The sequence below is a fragment of the Cupriavidus sp. 2KB_3 genome (assembly GCF_052115685.1).
GTDB classification, from domain to species: domain Bacteria; phylum Pseudomonadota; class Gammaproteobacteria; order Burkholderiales; family Burkholderiaceae; genus Cupriavidus; species Cupriavidus campinensis.
The window spans coordinates 33,128-47,415 of record NZ_JBFRHD010000030.1 but is presented as its reverse complement, the minus strand read 5'-3'; the positions used below and the strand labels follow the sequence as shown (position 1 = coordinate 47,415).

The following is a 14,288-nucleotide window of genomic DNA, read 5'->3' as shown; positions in this document are numbered from 1 at the left end:
CCTCCGCCGCGCCCCATGGCGGCAGCCCGGCCCCGGCCAGCTGCCGCTTTTCGCATGCGTTTCTTTTCTGGCAGTGGATCATGAAAGTATTGGTTGTCGGTTCGGGCGGACGTGAGCACGCGCTGGCGTGGAAAATGGCCCAGTCCCCCAAGGTGCAAGTGGTGTACGTGGCGCCGGGCAACGGCGGCACGGCGCTCGACAAGCGCCTGCAGAACGTGCCGCTGACCGATCCCGAGGTGCTCGCCGCCTTCGTGGAGCGCGAAGGGGTGGCGTTCACCGTTGTCGGCCCCGAGGCCCCGCTGGCCGCCGGCATCGTCGACGTGTTCCGCGCCCGTGGCCTGCGCATCTTCGGGCCGACCAAGGCCGCCGCGCAGCTGGAGTCCTCCAAGGACTTCGCCAAGGCGTTCATGCATCGCCACAACATCCCCACGGCCGCCTACCAGACGTTTGCCGATGCGGCCGGCGCGCATGCCTATATCGACGCCCAGGGCGCCCCGATCGTGATCAAGGCCGATGGCCTGGCCGCCGGCAAGGGCGTGGTCGTGGCGATGACGCTGGAAGAAGCGCACCACGCCGTGGACATGATGCTGGCCGACAACAAGCTCGGCGATGCCGGCGCGCGCGTGGTCATCGAGGAATTCCTGGAAGGCGAGGAAGCCAGCTTCATCGTGCTGGTGGATGGCAAGAACGTGCTCGCCCTGGCCACCAGCCAGGACCACAAGCGCCTGCTGGACGCCGATGCCGGCCCCAACACCGGCGGCATGGGCGCCTACTCGCCCGCCCCGGTGGTCACGCCGGCGCTGCACGCCCGCGCGCTGCGCGAGATCATCATGCCGACCGTGCGCGGCATGGAAAAGGATGGCATCCCGTTCACGGGCTTCCTGTACGCCGGCCTGATGATCGACAAGGACGGCAACCCGAAGACGCTCGAGTTCAACTGCCGCATGGGCGACCCGGAAACGCAGCCGATCATGGCGCGCCTGAAGACCGACCTCGTGGACGTGATGGAAGCGGCCGTGGACGGCAAGCTCGACCAGGTGGAACTGGACTGGGACCGCCGTACCGCGCTGGGCGTGGTGATGGCTGCCTACAACTACCCGGAAGACCCGCGCAAGGGCGATGTCATCACCGGGATTCCCGCCGAGACGGCCGAGGCCGTGACGTTCCACGCCGGCACCACGCTCAAGGACGGCACCCTGCTGACCTCGGGCGGCCGCGTGCTGTGCGTGGTGGGCCTGGCCGATACCGTCAAGGCCGCGCAGCGCGCTGCCTACGCAGCCGTGGAGCAGATCCGCTTCGACGGCATGCAGTTCCGCACCGACATTGGCTACCGCGCCATCAAGCGCTGATGTGCGCGCCGGACGCCCCCGCGCCACGTTCAAGGCGCGGCGGGAGTCCAGCCGGTACAATCATGACAGCGCCATGACGGCCGCGCCCTCCGGGCGGCCGCAGCGCCACCGGCCCATCCGATTCCGCCCATCATGATCGACTCCCAGGCAGTCCGCGCCTACCTGCTCGGCTTGCAAGACCGCATCACCGACGCCATTGCTGCCGTGGACGGCCAGCCATTCCTGACCGACGAATGGGAAAAGCCGCCGACCGAGCGCCTGCGCGGCAATGGCCGCACCCGCATTCTGGAGGGCGGCGCCGTGATGGAACGCGCCGGCGTGGGCTTCTCCCACGTGAAAGGCGACACCCTGCCCCCCTCGGCCAGCGCCAACCGGCCCGAACTGGCCGGGCGCAGCTTCGAGGCCATGGGTGTCTCGCTGGTGTTTCATCCGCGCAATCCGTACGTGCCGACGGTACACATGAACGTGCGCTGCTTCGTGGCCGTGAAGCCCGATGCGGACCCGGTCTGGTGGTTCGGCGGCGGCATGGACCTGACGCCGTACTACGGCAATGCCGATGACTGCGCGCACTTCCACCGCACCTGCAAGACCGCGCTGGCGCCGTTCGGCGACGACCTGTACCCGCGCTTCAAGCAGTGGTGCGACGATTATTTCTTCCTGCGCCACCGGGGCGAGGCGCGCGGCATCGGCGGGGTGTTCTTCGACGATTTCGCCGCGCTGGGCTTCGACCGCAGCTTCGCGATGATGCAATCGGTCGGCGACGCCTTCCTGGACGCCTACCTCCCCATCCTCGAAGCCCGCAAGGACACGCCGTACGGCGCGCGCGAGCGCGACTTCCAGGCCTACCGGCGCGGGCGCTACGTGGAATTCAACCTGGTATTCGACCGCGGCACGCTGTTCGGCCTGCAATCGGGCGGCCGCGCCGAATCCATCCTGATGTCGATGCCGCCGCAGGTAACCTGGCGCTACGACTGGCAACCCGAGCCGGGCAGTGCGGAGGCCGCGCTGTACACCGACTTCCTGCCGGCACGCGAGTGGGCCTGACGGCGAGTGTGATGACTGTTCCCGAAGACTCCCGCGCAACCCACCCCGCCCCGTCCACCGGCCGCCCGTACCGCCTGGGTATCCTGGGCGGCACCTTCGATCCGCCGCATCGCGGCCATGTCGCGCTGGCGCAACTCTGCATCGACCATCTGGCGCTCGACGAGCTGGTCTGGATCCCGACCGGCCAGTCCTGGCAGAAGGGTGACCAGGTGACGCCCGCCGCCGACCGCTTCGCCATGACCGAACTGGCCGCCGCCACGCTGGACAGCCCACGCGCCAAGATACGAGTAAGCCGCATGGAGGTGGACCGGGCCGGCCCGAGCTATACCATCGACACGGTGCGCCACCTGCGCGACGAATACGGCCCGGATACCTCCATGGCCTGGCTGATGGGCGCCGACCAGTTGCTGCGCCTGCACACCTGGCACGGGTGGGAGGCGCTGTTCGAACAAGTGCACCTGTGCATCGCCACCCGGCCCGGTTTCGACCTCGCCGCGCTGGACGGTCCGGTGCTCGAAGCCATGAACCAGCGGCTGGCGGACACGCACCTGATACAATGCACGCCCTCCGGCCGGATGTGGATCGACCAGACCCTTGCCGTCGATCTGTCCTCCACCGGTCTGCGCCAGCGCCTGGCCGATGGCCAGCCGGCGGATGACCAACTGCCTGCCGGCGTGGCACACTACATCGCGAGTCGCGGGTTGTACCGCAATCCCTGAGCCGGCTCGCCCCTATCCCGAACGAAGCTGAACAAGAAAGACACCATGGATATTCGTAAACTGCAACGCGCCATCGTCGACGGGCTCGAAGATGTCAAAGCGCAGGACATCAAGGTGTTCGACACCACTCACCTGACCGAACTATTCGACCGGGTGGTGATCGCCAGCGGTAGTTCGAACCGCCAGACCAAGGCGCTTGCCGCCTCCGTCCGGGATACGGTGAAGGACGCCGGCGGCCACATCATTGCCGTCGAGGGCCTGGAAACCGGCGAATGGGTGCTGGTGGACTGCGGCGACGCCGTGGTGCACATCCTCCAGCCGCAACTGCGCCTGTACTACAACCTCGAGGAAATCTGGGGCGACAAGCCGGTGCGCGTGAAGCTGACCGGCGCCAAGAGCCTGGCCAAGGCCAGCGAGCCGATGGACGAGGACGAAGCCGAAGCCTCGGCGCCCGCGCCGCGCTCGCGCCGTGCCTCGAGCCTGCGCCCGGCCCTGGCCAAGCTGCCGGAAGGCATGAAGGAGCCTTCGCCGCCGATGGGCCACGAGGACACCGATCCGGACGCCATCGCCACCATCCGCAAGCCGGTGCGCAAGACCAGCACCGGCGCCGCCACCAAGACGGCGGCTGCCAAGGCTCCGGCCCGCAAGTCCCCGGCCGTGAAGGCGCCGGCCCGCAAGGTGGCGACCAAGACGGCTACGAAGCCGGCCACAAAGACCGCCGCCAAGGCCCCGGCACGCAAGGCGCCGGCTGCCAAGAAGGCTGCGACCAAGACCGCTGCGCCGCGCAAGCGCTCGGCCTGAGTCGGCTGGGTCGACTTAAGCCGTCCGCACCGATCCACCAGGTATCGCCAGATCGCCCATGCAACTCGTGATCGTGGCCGTCGGCCACAAGATGCCCGGCTGGATCGAAACCGGCTTCGGCGAGTATGCCAAGCGCATGCCGCCGGAGTTGCGCATCGAACTGCGCGAGGTCAAGCCGGAAGCCCGTTCGTCGAGCAATAACGCCGCCACGGTCATGCAGCGGGAAGCCGCGCGCATCGACGCCGTGCTCGGTTCGCTGTCCAAGCAATGCCGGATCGTTGCGCTCGATGAACGCGGGCGCGACTTCACCACGGTGCAGCTGGCCGACCAGCTGACCGGCTGGCAGCGCGAAGGCGGCGACGTGGCCTTCCTGATTGGCGGCGCGGACGGGCTGGACCCGGCCCTCAAGGCGCGCGCCACCACGCTGATCCGGCTCTCCAGCCTGACCCTGCCGCACGGCATGGTGCGCGTGCTGCTGGCCGAGCAGCTCTACCGCGCCTGGTCGGTCACACAAAACCACCCGTATCACCGCGTCTGAGCCGCGTCTGCGCCTCCTCACCGGCGGTTACAATCGCCGCATCGATTTCCCGATGCGCGCCGTGACCCACGACCTCCTCTACCTCGCCTCCCAAAGCCCGCGCCGCCGCGAACTGCTGACGCAGCTCGGCGTCTCCCACAAATTGCTGCTCGCCGATGACGACGAGGACGCCGAAGCGCTCGAAGCCGTGCTCCCCGGCGAGACGCCCGACGCCTACGTGCAGCGCGTCTGCGCGCTCAAGGCCGAGGCCGCCCTGCGCCGCCGCGAGCGCCGCGCCCTGCCCGACCATCCGATTCTGACCTCGGACACCACGGTATGCCGGGGTGGCGACATCCTGGGCAAGCCGGCCGACCCGGACGATGCCGCCGCCATGCTGGCCGCGCTTGCCGGCACCACTCACCGCGTGCTGACCGCCGTGACCGTGGTTTCCACGCTCGGCCAGCGCCACGCGCTGTCGATCTCGCACGTCACTTTCCGGCCGATGAACGCCGCCGAGATCGCCCGCTACGTGGCCAGCGGCGAGCCGCTCGGCAAGGCTGGCGCGTACGGCATCCAGGGCCGCGCGGCCGAGTTTGTCGAACGAATCGACGGCAGCTATTCGGGTATCATGGGCTTGCCCTTGTTCGAGACCGCGGCCCTGCTGCGCGAGGCCGGCCTGCGCTTCTGAGCGCCCCGTCCCGCAGCCATCCCGCCCGGCGCCGAACGACAACAACAAGCCGCCGACAACACGGCAGCGCGCATCCATCGCTATGACTGAAGACATCCTCGTCAACATCACGCCGCAAGAGACGCGCGTTGCCATCGTGCAGCAGGCCGCCGTGCAGGAACTGCATGTCGAGCGCACGCTGACGCGCGGGCTGGTGGGCAATATCTATCTCGGCAAGGTCGTGCGCGTGCTGCCGGGCATGCAATCCGCATTCATCGACATCGGCCTCGAGCGCGCAGCCTTCCTGCACGTGGCCGACATCTGGCATCCGCGCGACCCCGACAAGAACGGCGCCGCGCAACTCGCCATCGAAAAGACGCTGTTCGAGGGCCAGGCCCTGATGGTGCAGGTCATCAAGGACCCCATCGGCACCAAGGGCGCGCGGCTGTCCACGCAGATCAGCATCGCCGGCCGGACGCTGGTGTACCTGCCCCAGGATCCCCATATCGGCATCTCGCAACGCATCGAGGGCGAGGTAGACCGCGAGGCGCTGCGCGCCCGCGTGCAGGGACTGGTGCCGCGCGATGAGCGTGGCGGCTTCATCGTGCGCACCATCGCCGAGGAAGCCAGCGACGACGAACTCGGCAACGACATCTCCTACCTGCGCAAGATCTGGGCGTCGATCCGCCTGAACGCGACCACCCAGCCGGCCACCAGCCTGCTGTACCAGGACCTGAACCTGGCCCAGCGCGTGCTGCGCGACTTCATCAACGACGCCACGGGCGTGATCCAGATCGACTCGCGCGAGAACTACCAGAAGCTGGTGGAGTTCGCCCAGGAGTACACCCCGGCCGTGCTGCCCCGGCTCTCGCACTACACCGGCGAGCGGCCGATCTTCGACCTGTTCAATATCGACGCCGAGATCGAGAAGGCGCTGTCGCGGCGGGTGGACCTGAAGTCCGGCGGCTACCTGATGATCGACCAGACCGAGGCGATGACGACGATCGACGTCAACACGGGCGGCTACGTCGGCGCCCGCAACTTCGACGACACGATCTTCAAGACCAACCTCGAGGCTGCGCACACCATCGCCCGGCAGCTGCGGCTGCGCAACCTCGGCGGCATCATCATCATCGACTTCATCGACATGGAGAACGTGGAGCATCGCGACGCGGTGCTCTCCGAGCTGAAGCGCGCGCTGTCCCGGGACCGCACCCGGATCACGGTGAACAGCTTCTCGCAGCTCGGGCTGGTGGAGATGACCCGCAAGCGCACGCGTGAGTCGCTGGCGCACGTGCTGTGCGAGCAGTGCCCGGTCTGCTCGGGCAAGGGCCAGGTCAAGACGCCGCGCACGGTCTGCTATGACATCCTGCGCGAGATCATGCGCGAGTCCCGCCAGTTCAACCCGCGCGAGTTCCGCATCCTGGCCTCCCAGGAAGTGATCGATTTGTTCCTCGAGGAAGAAAGCCAGCATCTGGCGATGCTCAACGACTTCATCGGCAAGCCGATTTCGCTCCAGGTGGAATCCACGTTCCATCAGGAACAGTACGACATCATCCTGATGTAAAGTGCATTGGGCGTCACGCGCCCAATGCCTCAGCCCGCAGACATTCCCCCCACACTCTCCCGCGCCACGTCATCGTTCTGTCATCCGCTCCCCCCAGAATGCGCCAAGTCATTCAAGCAAGGGAGTCGACATGACGCATGCAATCGAAGTCCGCGGACTCAGCAAATCGTTCCGCGCGGACCGCAAGGCGCTTGACGATGTCACGCTGCACGTCGCGCCGGGCGAAATGGTGGCCCTGCTGGGCGCCTCGGGTTCTGGCAAGTCCACGCTGCTGCGCCATGTGGCCGGCTTCGTGACCGGCGACGCCGGCGAGATCCTGGTCAATGGCCGCTCCATCCAGCGCCAGGGCCGCCTGGCCGGCAACGTGCGCAAGGTGCGCGCCGAGATCGGCTTTGTGTTCCAGCAGTTCAACCTGGTCGGCCGCCTGCCGGTGATCACCAACGTGCTCGTCGGCATGCTCACCCGCATCCCGGCCTGGCGCAGCCTGTTCCGCCTGTTCAAGGCTGACGAAGTGCAAGCCGGCCTCGATGCACTTGCCCAGGTTGGTATAGACGACTATGCGTTTCAGCGGGCCTCCACGCTCTCGGGCGGCCAGCAGCAGCGCGCCGCCATCGCACGCACGCTGGTGCAGAACGCCAAGGTCATCCTGGCCGACGAACCGATAGCCTCGCTCGACCCGGAATCGTCGCGCCGCGTGATGGCGCTGCTCTCGCAGATCAACCGCACCCGCAAGGTGGCCGTGGTGGTGTCGCTGCATCAGGTGGACGTGGCCATGCGCTACTGCCCCCGCGTGGTGGCGCTGCGCCAGGGCAAGGTGGTCTACGACGGCCCGTCCGCCGCGCTCACGCCGGGCATGCTGCGCGACCTGTACGGCACCGAGGCCGACGAACTGCTCCACGACTCGGTACCCGACCAGGCCGACACCACCAGCGTCATGCCGGCCCCGGCCATGGTGACGATGAACCTCGCGGCCGCCTGAGCGCCGCCGCGTCATCGCACCCCATTTTCGCTTTCCCGCTGTATTGCGGTCATTTGCCGTTATCCACAACGACTCATCCGAAACGGAGTCACACATGCTTCGCAGAACCTTTCTCGCCGTGGTCGCCTCGGGCGTCGTGGCCCTGCCCGCCTACGCCCAGGACGCCAAGACCCTGAACATCGGCTTTATCTCGACGGAATCGTCGTCGAACCTGAAGTCCGCCTGGCAGCCGCTGATCGACGACCTGAGCAAGGCGCTCGGCGTGCCGGTCAAGCCGTTCTTCGCCTCCGACTACGCCGGCATCATCGAAGGCATGCGCTTCAACAAGGTGCAGATCGGCTGGTTCGGCAACAAGTCGGCCATGGAAGCCGTCGACCGCGCCAACGGCGAGGTGTTCGCCTCCGTGATCGACAAGGACGGCAACCCGGGCTACTGGTCGCTGCTGGTCGTGCGCAAGGACAGCAACCTGAAGACCGTGGAAGACGTGATCAAGCGCGGCAAGGAGCTCTCCTACGGCGCCGGCGACCCGAATTCCACGTCTGGCACGGCCGTGCCGGGCTACTACCTGTGGGGCGCCCACAAGGTGGAGCCGAAGACGCTGTTCAAGGCCGTGCGCATCAGCAACCACGAGACCAACCTGCTCTCCGTGCTGAACAAGCAGGTGGACGTGGCCGTGAACAACACCGAGAACTTCGAGCGCTATCGCATCAACACGGGCAAGAATGCCTATGACGAGGTGCGCGTGCTGTGGAAGAGCCCGCTGATCGCCGCCGACCCCATGGTCTACCGCAAGGACCTGCCGGCCGAGACGAAGAAAAAGATCCAGGACTTCTTCGTCAACTACGGCAAGGGCGCCGACGCCGCGCGCGAGAAGCAGGTGCTGACCACGCTGACCTACCAGGGCTTCCGCGTGTCGTCGGACGCGCAGCTGCTGCCGATCCGCCAGATCGAGCTGGCCAAGCAGAAGTCCAAGATCGAGACCGACACCACGCTGGCCGCCGCCGACAAGGAAAAGCAGCTGGCTGACGTATCGCGCCGCCTGGCCGAGATCGACAAGGCCATCAGCGCCCAGTAAGCCGTACCCCGCCCAGGGCCGATGGCGCGCTGCCATCGGCCTTGTGCCATCTTCACCGTATTCCATCCGATGCCCCCCATGACCGCCACCGCCAAGCCCGGCCTCCCGCCCCCGTCCCCCGCGCCGCACAGCAACGTCCGCCCGCCGCGCACCTCGCTGTCCATGATGCTGGTCTGGGCGATCGTGCTGGCCTTGCTCGCCATGTCCTGGCAAGGCGCCGACATGCGCCCGATGGACCTGCTGCGCGATTCCGGCAACATGGCGAAGTTCGCCGCCGACTTCTTCCCGCCCAATTTCCGCGACTGGCGCAACTACCTCGACGAGATGCTCGTGACCGTGCAGATCGCGCTCTGGGGTACCGCCATCGCCGTGTTCATGGCCGTGCCGCTCGGCCTGCTGTGCTCCGCCAACATCGTGCCGGTGTGGGTCTACCAGCCGGCGCGCCGCATCATGGACGCCTGCCGCGCCATCAACGAGATGGTCTTTGCGATGCTGTTCATCGTGGCCGTGGGGCTGGGCCCGTTCGCGGGCGTGCTGGCGATCTGGATCCACACCACGGGCGTGCTGGCCAAGCTGTTCGCCGAAGCCGTGGAAGCCATCGACCCCCGCCCCGTGGAAGGCGTGCGCGCCACCGGGGCCGGCCCGATCGAGGAAATCGTCTATGGCGTGATTCCGCAGGTGCTGCCGCTGTGGCTGTCGTTCGCGCTGTACCGCTTCGAGTCGAACGTGCGCTCGGCGTCGGTGGTCGGCATCGTGGGCGCCGGCGGCATCGGCACCGTGCTCTGGGAGATCATCCGCAGCTTCCAGTACGCGCAGACGTGTGCGGTGATGATCATCATCATCCTGTTCGTCACCGGCATCGACATCGTGTCCGCGCAGATCCGCAAGGTGCTCGTATGAGCGCGGACCGCCTGACCCTGGCCCGCATCGAGACGCTGTTCGCCAACCACGGCACGGACTGGTATGGCGGCGAGGCGATCAGCCAGACCGCCCACGCGCTGCAATGCGCGCAACTGGCCGAGCAGGCCGGCGAGCCGGCGGCGCTGGTGGCCGCCGCGCTGCTGCACGACGTGGGTCATCTGATGCTGGCCGAGAGCAGCACCACCGACATGCGCCACCAGGAGGCCGCCGCCCAGGCGCTGGCCGACCTGTTCGGCGCGGACGTGACCGAGCCTGTACGCCTGCACGTGGCCGCCAAGCGCTACCTGTGTGCGGTGGACCCGGCCTACTTCGCCACGCTCTCGCCCGCCTCGGTCCACAGCCTGGCCCTGCAGGGCGGACCGTACGACGCCGCGCAGGCCGACGCCTTCATCGCCAGCCCGCATGCCGAGGCAGCGGTGCGGCTGCGCCGCTACGATGATCTGGCCAAGGTGGTGGATTTGCCGACGCCGGCGCTGGCGCACTATCTGGACATTGCCGCGCGCTGCACGCGGCACGCCTGAGCCACGCGCCCATGAAAAATGCCCGGGAGTCCCGGGCATTTTTCATTCGATCTGGGGCTCAGTCGTGCCCTACCCCAATCAGCCGGGCGAACGACGCCGCCGAGTCATCCAGCGCCCCGCTGTTGTCGATCTCGACCAGCTTGCAGCCCGCCGGCACGTCGAACGCCTGCCCCGCGCGCGCCAGCCGCTGCGCGATCGCCGCTTCCGACTCCCGGCCCCGCTGGCGCAGGCGCGCCGCCAGGGCCTCGGGCTTCACGCGCACATGCACCGCGCACAGGCCCGGATAGCGGGCGACTGCCTTCGGCAGGTACTCGCGCGAGCCATTGACGATGACCTTGAGCCCGCGTGCGAGCCAGTCCTCGATCTCCACGCCGATACCGTAGTCCAGCCCATGGCTGTGCCAGTGCAGCGCCATGCAGCCGAGCGCCTGGCGGCGCGCGAACTCGTCAGTGGAGAGCGCCACCGAGGCCTCGTTGGCATCGGCGGCGCGCGTGATGTAGCGGTGGGCCACCACCACGCGGTCCTGCGGCCCCAGCCGCTCGCGCAGCGCCCGCAGCAGCGAATCCTTGCCGCTGCCCGAGGGGCCCATCACGTAGAACAGGCCGTGGCCGTCCGCCTGGGGATCGATGCCGGAGTCGGCACGGGTATAGGTCGTCATGATGCGAGCCAGGCCGCGCCGGCGCCATCGCGCGTGCTGCCGTTGAAGCCGTAGTGGCGCGCGACGCGGAAGTCGGCGCCGGGCTCGGGCTGCACGAACACGGCGATGCCGTCCACATGCATCGGCGCGCTGCAGAGCGACTGGCTGGCCGGCGCGAGTTGCGCCAGCGCGGCGGCTTGCGCCGCGGCGTCGAGCATGCCGGTGAGGGTGATATGAAAGGTGAAGGTCTCGAACACGTAGGGGTAGCCCCACGCCTCGAGCATGCGCCGCTGGGCGGCGCTCAGCTGATCCGGCTTGCGCTTGCGCAGCTCCGCCTCGGTGGGCGGCGCGCGGAACGGCTCGAAGGCCCGTACGCAGCCGTCGGCCAGCGCGTGCATCCGGCGTGCGCCATCGTGGCTCTCCGCGCCGTCATCGAGACACCACGCCAGGAAGCCGCGCAGCGCGCGCAGCGTGAGCCGGGCGTGGAAGGCATCGAGCCCGCGCGCGAAGTCACGCGCGGCGGCATCGAGCATCCGTGCATCCGTGCCCGCTGCCAGCCGGAACGGCGGCTTCAGCGTGGCGTGGAGGCCGTAGTGGGCAGGCGCCGCCACCCAGGCATCGGGGCGCGGCGCGAGGCCCTTGGGCAGTGGCAGCGGCGTGCCGGCATCGGCATCGCGGCCCAGCCACTGCGCGCCAAAGGTGCGGAACGGCTCGGCCGGCGCCAGGTAGATCGCAAAGCGCGGTGCGGCCATCGTCATGCGGCCAGGCCGCCTGCGTCGCCATCGGCCGTGTAGCGGGCCTCGGCGATGTCGATCATCGGCAGCGCGCGCGTGGCGTGCTTCAGTTCGCCATTGACGAGGGTGGCGCACACGCGCGGCAGGCCCGGCACGCTATCATCGACGAGGATGGCATCGGCACGCAGGCCCGGCGCGAGCACGCCCCGGTCGCGCAGGCCGGCCGCGCGGGCCGGGTTGCGCGAGACGAGGTACCACGCCTCCGCCAGCGAGACCACGCCAAGCTGCGCGAGCTTGAACGCGGCCTGGATCGGCGCGGGGTAGTAATAGTCGGAAGCCAGCACCGTGCAGAGGCCCGCCGCCACCATCTCGGTGGCGTTCGGGGCGCCGGTGTGGCTGGTACCGCGCACCACGTTAGGCGCGCCGAACACGGTTTCGTCGCCAATCTGGCGGGCGAGCTTCGCCACCTCGATGGTCAGCGGGAACTCGGCGATATGGCAGCCCTGACGGTGATAGTGCTGGCGCGTGGCGAGGTCCGGGTCGTCGTGCGAAGCCACCGGCAGGCCCGCCGCGCGGGCGGCCGCGATCAGGCTCGAGACGCCTGCCGGCACGTCCTGCGCGTTGCGGCTGGCCGTGCGCAGGCGCGTGCGGAAGGTCTCGGGGTCGCACTCGGCGCGCTCGGCATACTGGGCCAGCTTGCTGTCATTGGCCATCTTGCGCGCCATCGTCGGCAGGTGGTCATTGATGGCGAGCAGGCCGACGCGGCCATCGGCCATCCAGGACAGCGCCGTCTCCACGCCGGCTAGGTGATAGGCCTCGAAGCGCAGGTGCACCTTGTGGGAGGCGCCCAGCACCGGTTGCAGGTGCGTCAGGGCATCGAACATGCGCAGCGCGTAGGCTTCGCCGCGCAGGCCGCCTTCCCAGGAGAGCGTCACGCCGTGGAATTCTGTCGTGATGCCGTGCGACAGCAGCTGGCGGTCCACGTCGAGCAGCGCGCCCGCGTACGGGAAGCTCACGCCGGGGCGCGGCATCACGGCACGCTCGAAGGCATCGCCATGGATGTCGACGATGCCGGGCAGCACCAGCAGGTCGCCCGCATCGATGCAGGGGCCGTTCTCGGGCGCCTGTTGCGGCGACGCGATGCTGCCCTGGTCGAAGCCCAGCGTTGCCGGGCCAATGGCGGCCGCGCCCAGCACACGGCGACCCGTGATGCCGGCCAGCCGCGCCGAATGAGTTTGGTTTGTCGTAGGCATGGGCAACACACTACCCCTGGTTGATGACAGTCGCATGTCTACACCGGATGTCTAGACCAATGCGATGCAAGCGCCGCACCTCGCGGCGCGCCCGGATTCAGTCGCTATCGGAGACGGTGAGCTGCACCCAGTCTCCGGCAAAGCGGGTCATGCTGTATTGCAGCGGTGCGCCGTCGATATCCACGTTGAGCGCTTCCACCTGGAGCACCGGGCGCGTCTTGGGCTGGTTCAGCAGCCGCGCCACGGGCGCGCTCGGCATGGCGGCGGTGATGCGCGACCACTTGCGCGTGTAGTCGGCAATGCCGAAGTGCGCCAGCGCGCGCGAGATCGACAGCTTGGCGCGCACCTGCTCCTCCATGCCCGGGAAGCGCTTGGGGTCGAAGTAGTGCTCGGCCACGTCGATGGTGCGATCCTCGGCCTTGCCCACCATCTGCACGTGCAGCACGTCGGCATTGCGCGCCAGCCCGAGATGCTTGGCCGCCTCCGGCGCGCGGATGACCTGGCTGCCCAGGATCTCCATATGCCCGCGCATGCCCTGCGCGGCCAGGTTCTGCGAGAACCGCGTGCGGCGCCCGATGGCGTAGTCGATGGCGTGCTCCTGCACGAAGGTGCCGCGCCCCTGCTCGATGCGCACGAGCCCGCTCAGCTCCAGCTCGCCCATGGCGCGCCGGATGGTGTGGCGGTTCACGGCAAAGCGCGTAGCCAGCTCCGGCTCGGGCGGCAGCTGCTCGCCGGGGCCGTAGAGCTTGTTGCGGATGTCGTCCGCCAGCGCCTCGCCAATCTGGCGCCACACGGCCACGCCGGAGCCACGTTCGACTTCCCGATCAGACATCGCTTCCCTCTTTCATCATGCATTCATCGTAAATCCACAATTGCATGCGATTGTGCCTCAGCCGGAGCGCCCGCGTGGCGTGCCCGATCAAACCGCTCCGGGCTGGCCTGCGCGTCATCAAAGCTTCATGTGGCTGTGGTCTAGTATCGCCGTGATGTGGTATTTTACATCTAAACGTATAGACGTATAGGGGTGATGATGCAAAGCGAAACCAATGCGGCACGCGCCGCATGGCTGCGAACCCTGGCCCTGGCGCGGTCTGACGCGCTGGACGCGGCCTACGCGCGGCTTGGCGAGGCAGCGGCGCTGCCGGCCTACCGCCTGCTGCGCAAGCCGGAGTCGGGCATGGCCATGGTGCGGGGCCGCGCCGGCGGCACGGGCGCCCAGTTCAATCTGGGCGAGATGACCGTCACGCGCTGCGCCGTGGTGATCGAGGATGGGGAAGCCGGTGGGACCGCCGGCGTGGCCTACGTGCAGGGCCGTGGCACTCGCCATGCCGAGCAGGCCGCCGTACTGGACGCCCTGCTCCAGCTTCCGGCCTGGCACCAGCGCGTCACCGACCTCGTCCTGACCCCGCTGGCGCAGGCCTTTGCCGAGCGCGCAGCGCAGCAGGCCGCCACCGCCGCGCAGACGCGCGTCGAATTCTTCACGATGGCACGCGGAGAAGACTGA

The 14,288-nt window shown here is 68.3% G+C and carries 16 protein-coding genes; 12 read left to right on the top strand and 4 right to left on the bottom strand.

All coding sequences use genetic code 11. The features are described from left to right. Nucleotides 1-80 precede the first annotated feature (80 nt). The 11 genes from purD (at nucleotide 81) to AB4120_RS25590 (ending at nucleotide 10,160) form a co-directional block, all read left to right on the top strand. Nucleotides 81-1,349 carry a phosphoribosylamine--glycine ligase gene (purD, locus tag AB4120_RS25640; RefSeq protein WP_149136486.1) on the top strand — a complete coding sequence of 423 codons (1,269 nt, stop codon included), beginning with the start codon at nucleotides 81-83 and terminating at the stop codon, nucleotides 1,347-1,349. A 132-nt stretch (nucleotides 1,350-1,481) separates the two neighbouring features. Next, entirely contained in the window at nucleotides 1,482-2,393 is a 912-nt protein-coding gene (gene hemF, locus AB4120_RS25635; protein ID WP_441642999.1) for an oxygen-dependent coproporphyrinogen oxidase, read from the top strand. 11 nt (nucleotides 2,394-2,404) lie between these two features. After that, nucleotides 2,405-3,112 (top strand): nicotinate-nucleotide adenylyltransferase, encoded by a 708-nt coding sequence (locus AB4120_RS25630; RefSeq protein ID WP_149136487.1) that lies wholly within the window; start codon nucleotides 2,405-2,407, stop codon nucleotides 3,110-3,112. Between the two features lie 45 nt (nucleotides 3,113-3,157). Next, complete coding sequence (gene rsfS, locus AB4120_RS25625; protein WP_149136488.1) at nucleotides 3,158-3,913, top strand: ribosome silencing factor; 756 nt, start codon at nucleotides 3,158-3,160, stop codon at nucleotides 3,911-3,913. 58 nt (nucleotides 3,914-3,971) lie between these two features. Next, nucleotides 3,972-4,451: a 23S rRNA (pseudouridine(1915)-N(3))-methyltransferase RlmH gene (gene rlmH, locus AB4120_RS25620; protein ID WP_092292181.1), complete on the top strand. Its 480-nt coding sequence runs from the start codon at nucleotides 3,972-3,974 to the stop codon at nucleotides 4,449-4,451. A 52-nt stretch (nucleotides 4,452-4,503) separates the two neighbouring features. Further along, on the top strand, nucleotides 4,504-5,118 hold the full coding sequence (locus AB4120_RS25615) for a Maf family protein (protein ID WP_149136489.1): 615 nt from the start codon (nucleotides 4,504-4,506) through the stop codon (nucleotides 5,116-5,118). An 82-nt stretch (nucleotides 5,119-5,200) separates the two neighbouring features. After that, nucleotides 5,201-6,664, top strand: a complete 1,464-nt coding sequence (rng, locus tag AB4120_RS25610) for a ribonuclease G (RefSeq protein ID WP_149136490.1) — start codon at nucleotides 5,201-5,203, stop codon at nucleotides 6,662-6,664. A gap of 130 nt (nucleotides 6,665-6,794) precedes the next feature. Then, nucleotides 6,795-7,643: a phosphonate ABC transporter ATP-binding protein gene (phnC, locus tag AB4120_RS25605; RefSeq protein WP_149136491.1), complete on the top strand. Its 849-nt coding sequence runs from the start codon at nucleotides 6,795-6,797 to the stop codon at nucleotides 7,641-7,643. A 94-nt stretch (nucleotides 7,644-7,737) separates the two neighbouring features. Then, a complete protein-coding gene (gene phnD, locus AB4120_RS25600) occupies nucleotides 7,738-8,718 on the top strand; it encodes a phosphonate ABC transporter substrate-binding protein (RefSeq protein ID WP_149136492.1) in 981 nt (326 codons plus the stop codon). A gap of 78 nt (nucleotides 8,719-8,796) precedes the next feature. Then, on the top strand, nucleotides 8,797-9,618 hold the full coding sequence (phnE, locus tag AB4120_RS25595) for a phosphonate ABC transporter, permease protein PhnE (RefSeq protein WP_092292169.1): 822 nt from the start codon (nucleotides 8,797-8,799) through the stop codon (nucleotides 9,616-9,618). Continuing rightward, nucleotides 9,615-10,160, top strand: coding sequence for a phosphonate degradation HD-domain oxygenase (locus AB4120_RS25590; RefSeq protein ID WP_149136493.1), 546 nt, complete (start codon nucleotides 9,615-9,617; stop codon nucleotides 10,158-10,160). The genes phnE and AB4120_RS25590 overlap by 4 nt, the downstream gene beginning before the upstream one ends. A gap of 58 nt (nucleotides 10,161-10,218) precedes the next feature. Here the strand turns inward: AB4120_RS25590 and phnN are convergent, their stop codons facing one another. The 4 genes from phnN to phnF form a co-directional block, all read right to left on the bottom strand. Then, nucleotides 10,219-10,818, bottom strand: a complete 600-nt coding sequence (gene phnN, locus AB4120_RS25585; protein WP_149136494.1) for a phosphonate metabolism protein/1,5-bisphosphokinase (PRPP-forming) PhnN — start codon at nucleotides 10,816-10,818, stop codon at nucleotides 10,219-10,221. Further along, the gene (locus tag AB4120_RS25580) at nucleotides 10,815-11,555 is read right to left on the bottom strand and encodes a DUF1045 domain-containing protein (RefSeq protein WP_149136495.1); all 741 of its coding nucleotides are present in this window, start codon (nucleotides 11,553-11,555) and stop codon (nucleotides 10,815-10,817) included. Before AB4120_RS25580 ends, phnN begins: the two co-directional genes overlap by 4 nt. After that, nucleotides 11,552-12,784, bottom strand: coding sequence for an alpha-D-ribose 1-methylphosphonate 5-triphosphate diphosphatase (locus AB4120_RS25575; RefSeq protein WP_441642998.1), 1,233 nt, complete (start codon nucleotides 12,782-12,784; stop codon nucleotides 11,552-11,554). Before AB4120_RS25575 ends, AB4120_RS25580 begins: the two co-directional genes overlap by 4 nt. 97 nt (nucleotides 12,785-12,881) lie before the next feature. Then, nucleotides 12,882-13,616, bottom strand: coding sequence for a phosphonate metabolism transcriptional regulator PhnF (phnF, locus tag AB4120_RS25570; RefSeq protein WP_149136497.1), 735 nt, complete (start codon nucleotides 13,614-13,616; stop codon nucleotides 12,882-12,884). A 195-nt stretch (nucleotides 13,617-13,811) separates the two neighbouring features. Here phnF and phnG point away from each other — a divergent pair, with 195 nt between their 5' ends. After that, entirely contained in the window at nucleotides 13,812-14,288 is a 477-nt protein-coding gene (gene phnG / locus AB4120_RS25565) for a phosphonate C-P lyase system protein PhnG (protein ID WP_149136498.1), read from the top strand.

Excerpts from the sequence above, each read along its gene's own strand:
- purD (WP_149136486.1), top strand. The coding sequence starts at position 81 with ATGAAAGTATTGGTTGTCGGTTCGGGCGGACGTGAGCACGCGCTGGCG.
- hemF (WP_441642999.1), top strand. The coding sequence starts at position 1,482 with ATGATCGACTCCCAGGCAGTCCGCGCCTACCTGCTCGGCTTGCAAGAC.
- AB4120_RS25630 (WP_149136487.1), top strand. The coding sequence starts at position 2,405 with ATGACTGTTCCCGAAGACTCCCGCGCAACCCACCCCGCCCCGTCCACC.
- rsfS (WP_149136488.1), top strand. The coding sequence starts at position 3,158 with ATGGATATTCGTAAACTGCAACGCGCCATCGTCGACGGGCTCGAAGAT.
- rlmH (WP_092292181.1), top strand. The coding sequence starts at position 3,972 with ATGCAACTCGTGATCGTGGCCGTCGGCCACAAGATGCCCGGCTGGATC.
- AB4120_RS25615 (WP_149136489.1), top strand. The coding sequence starts at position 4,504 with ATGCGCGCCGTGACCCACGACCTCCTCTACCTCGCCTCCCAAAGCCCG.
- rng (WP_149136490.1), top strand. The coding sequence starts at position 5,201 with ATGACTGAAGACATCCTCGTCAACATCACGCCGCAAGAGACGCGCGTT.
- phnC (WP_149136491.1), top strand. The coding sequence starts at position 6,795 with ATGACGCATGCAATCGAAGTCCGCGGACTCAGCAAATCGTTCCGCGCG.
- phnD (WP_149136492.1), top strand. The coding sequence starts at position 7,738 with ATGCTTCGCAGAACCTTTCTCGCCGTGGTCGCCTCGGGCGTCGTGGCC.
- phnE (WP_092292169.1), top strand. The coding sequence starts at position 8,797 with ATGACCGCCACCGCCAAGCCCGGCCTCCCGCCCCCGTCCCCCGCGCCG.
- AB4120_RS25590 (WP_149136493.1), top strand. The coding sequence starts at position 9,615 with ATGAGCGCGGACCGCCTGACCCTGGCCCGCATCGAGACGCTGTTCGCC.
- phnN (WP_149136494.1), bottom strand. The coding sequence starts at position 10,818 with ATGACGACCTATACCCGTGCCGACTCCGGCATCGATCCCCAGGCGGAC.
- AB4120_RS25580 (WP_149136495.1), bottom strand. The coding sequence starts at position 11,555 with ATGACGATGGCCGCACCGCGCTTTGCGATCTACCTGGCGCCGGCCGAG.
- AB4120_RS25575 (WP_441642998.1), bottom strand. The coding sequence starts at position 12,784 with ATGCCTACGACAAACCAAACTCATTCGGCGCGGCTGGCCGGCATCACG.
- phnF (WP_149136497.1), bottom strand. The coding sequence starts at position 13,616 with ATGTCTGATCGGGAAGTCGAACGTGGCTCCGGCGTGGCCGTGTGGCGC.
- phnG (WP_149136498.1), top strand. The coding sequence starts at position 13,812 with ATGATGCAAAGCGAAACCAATGCGGCACGCGCCGCATGGCTGCGAACC.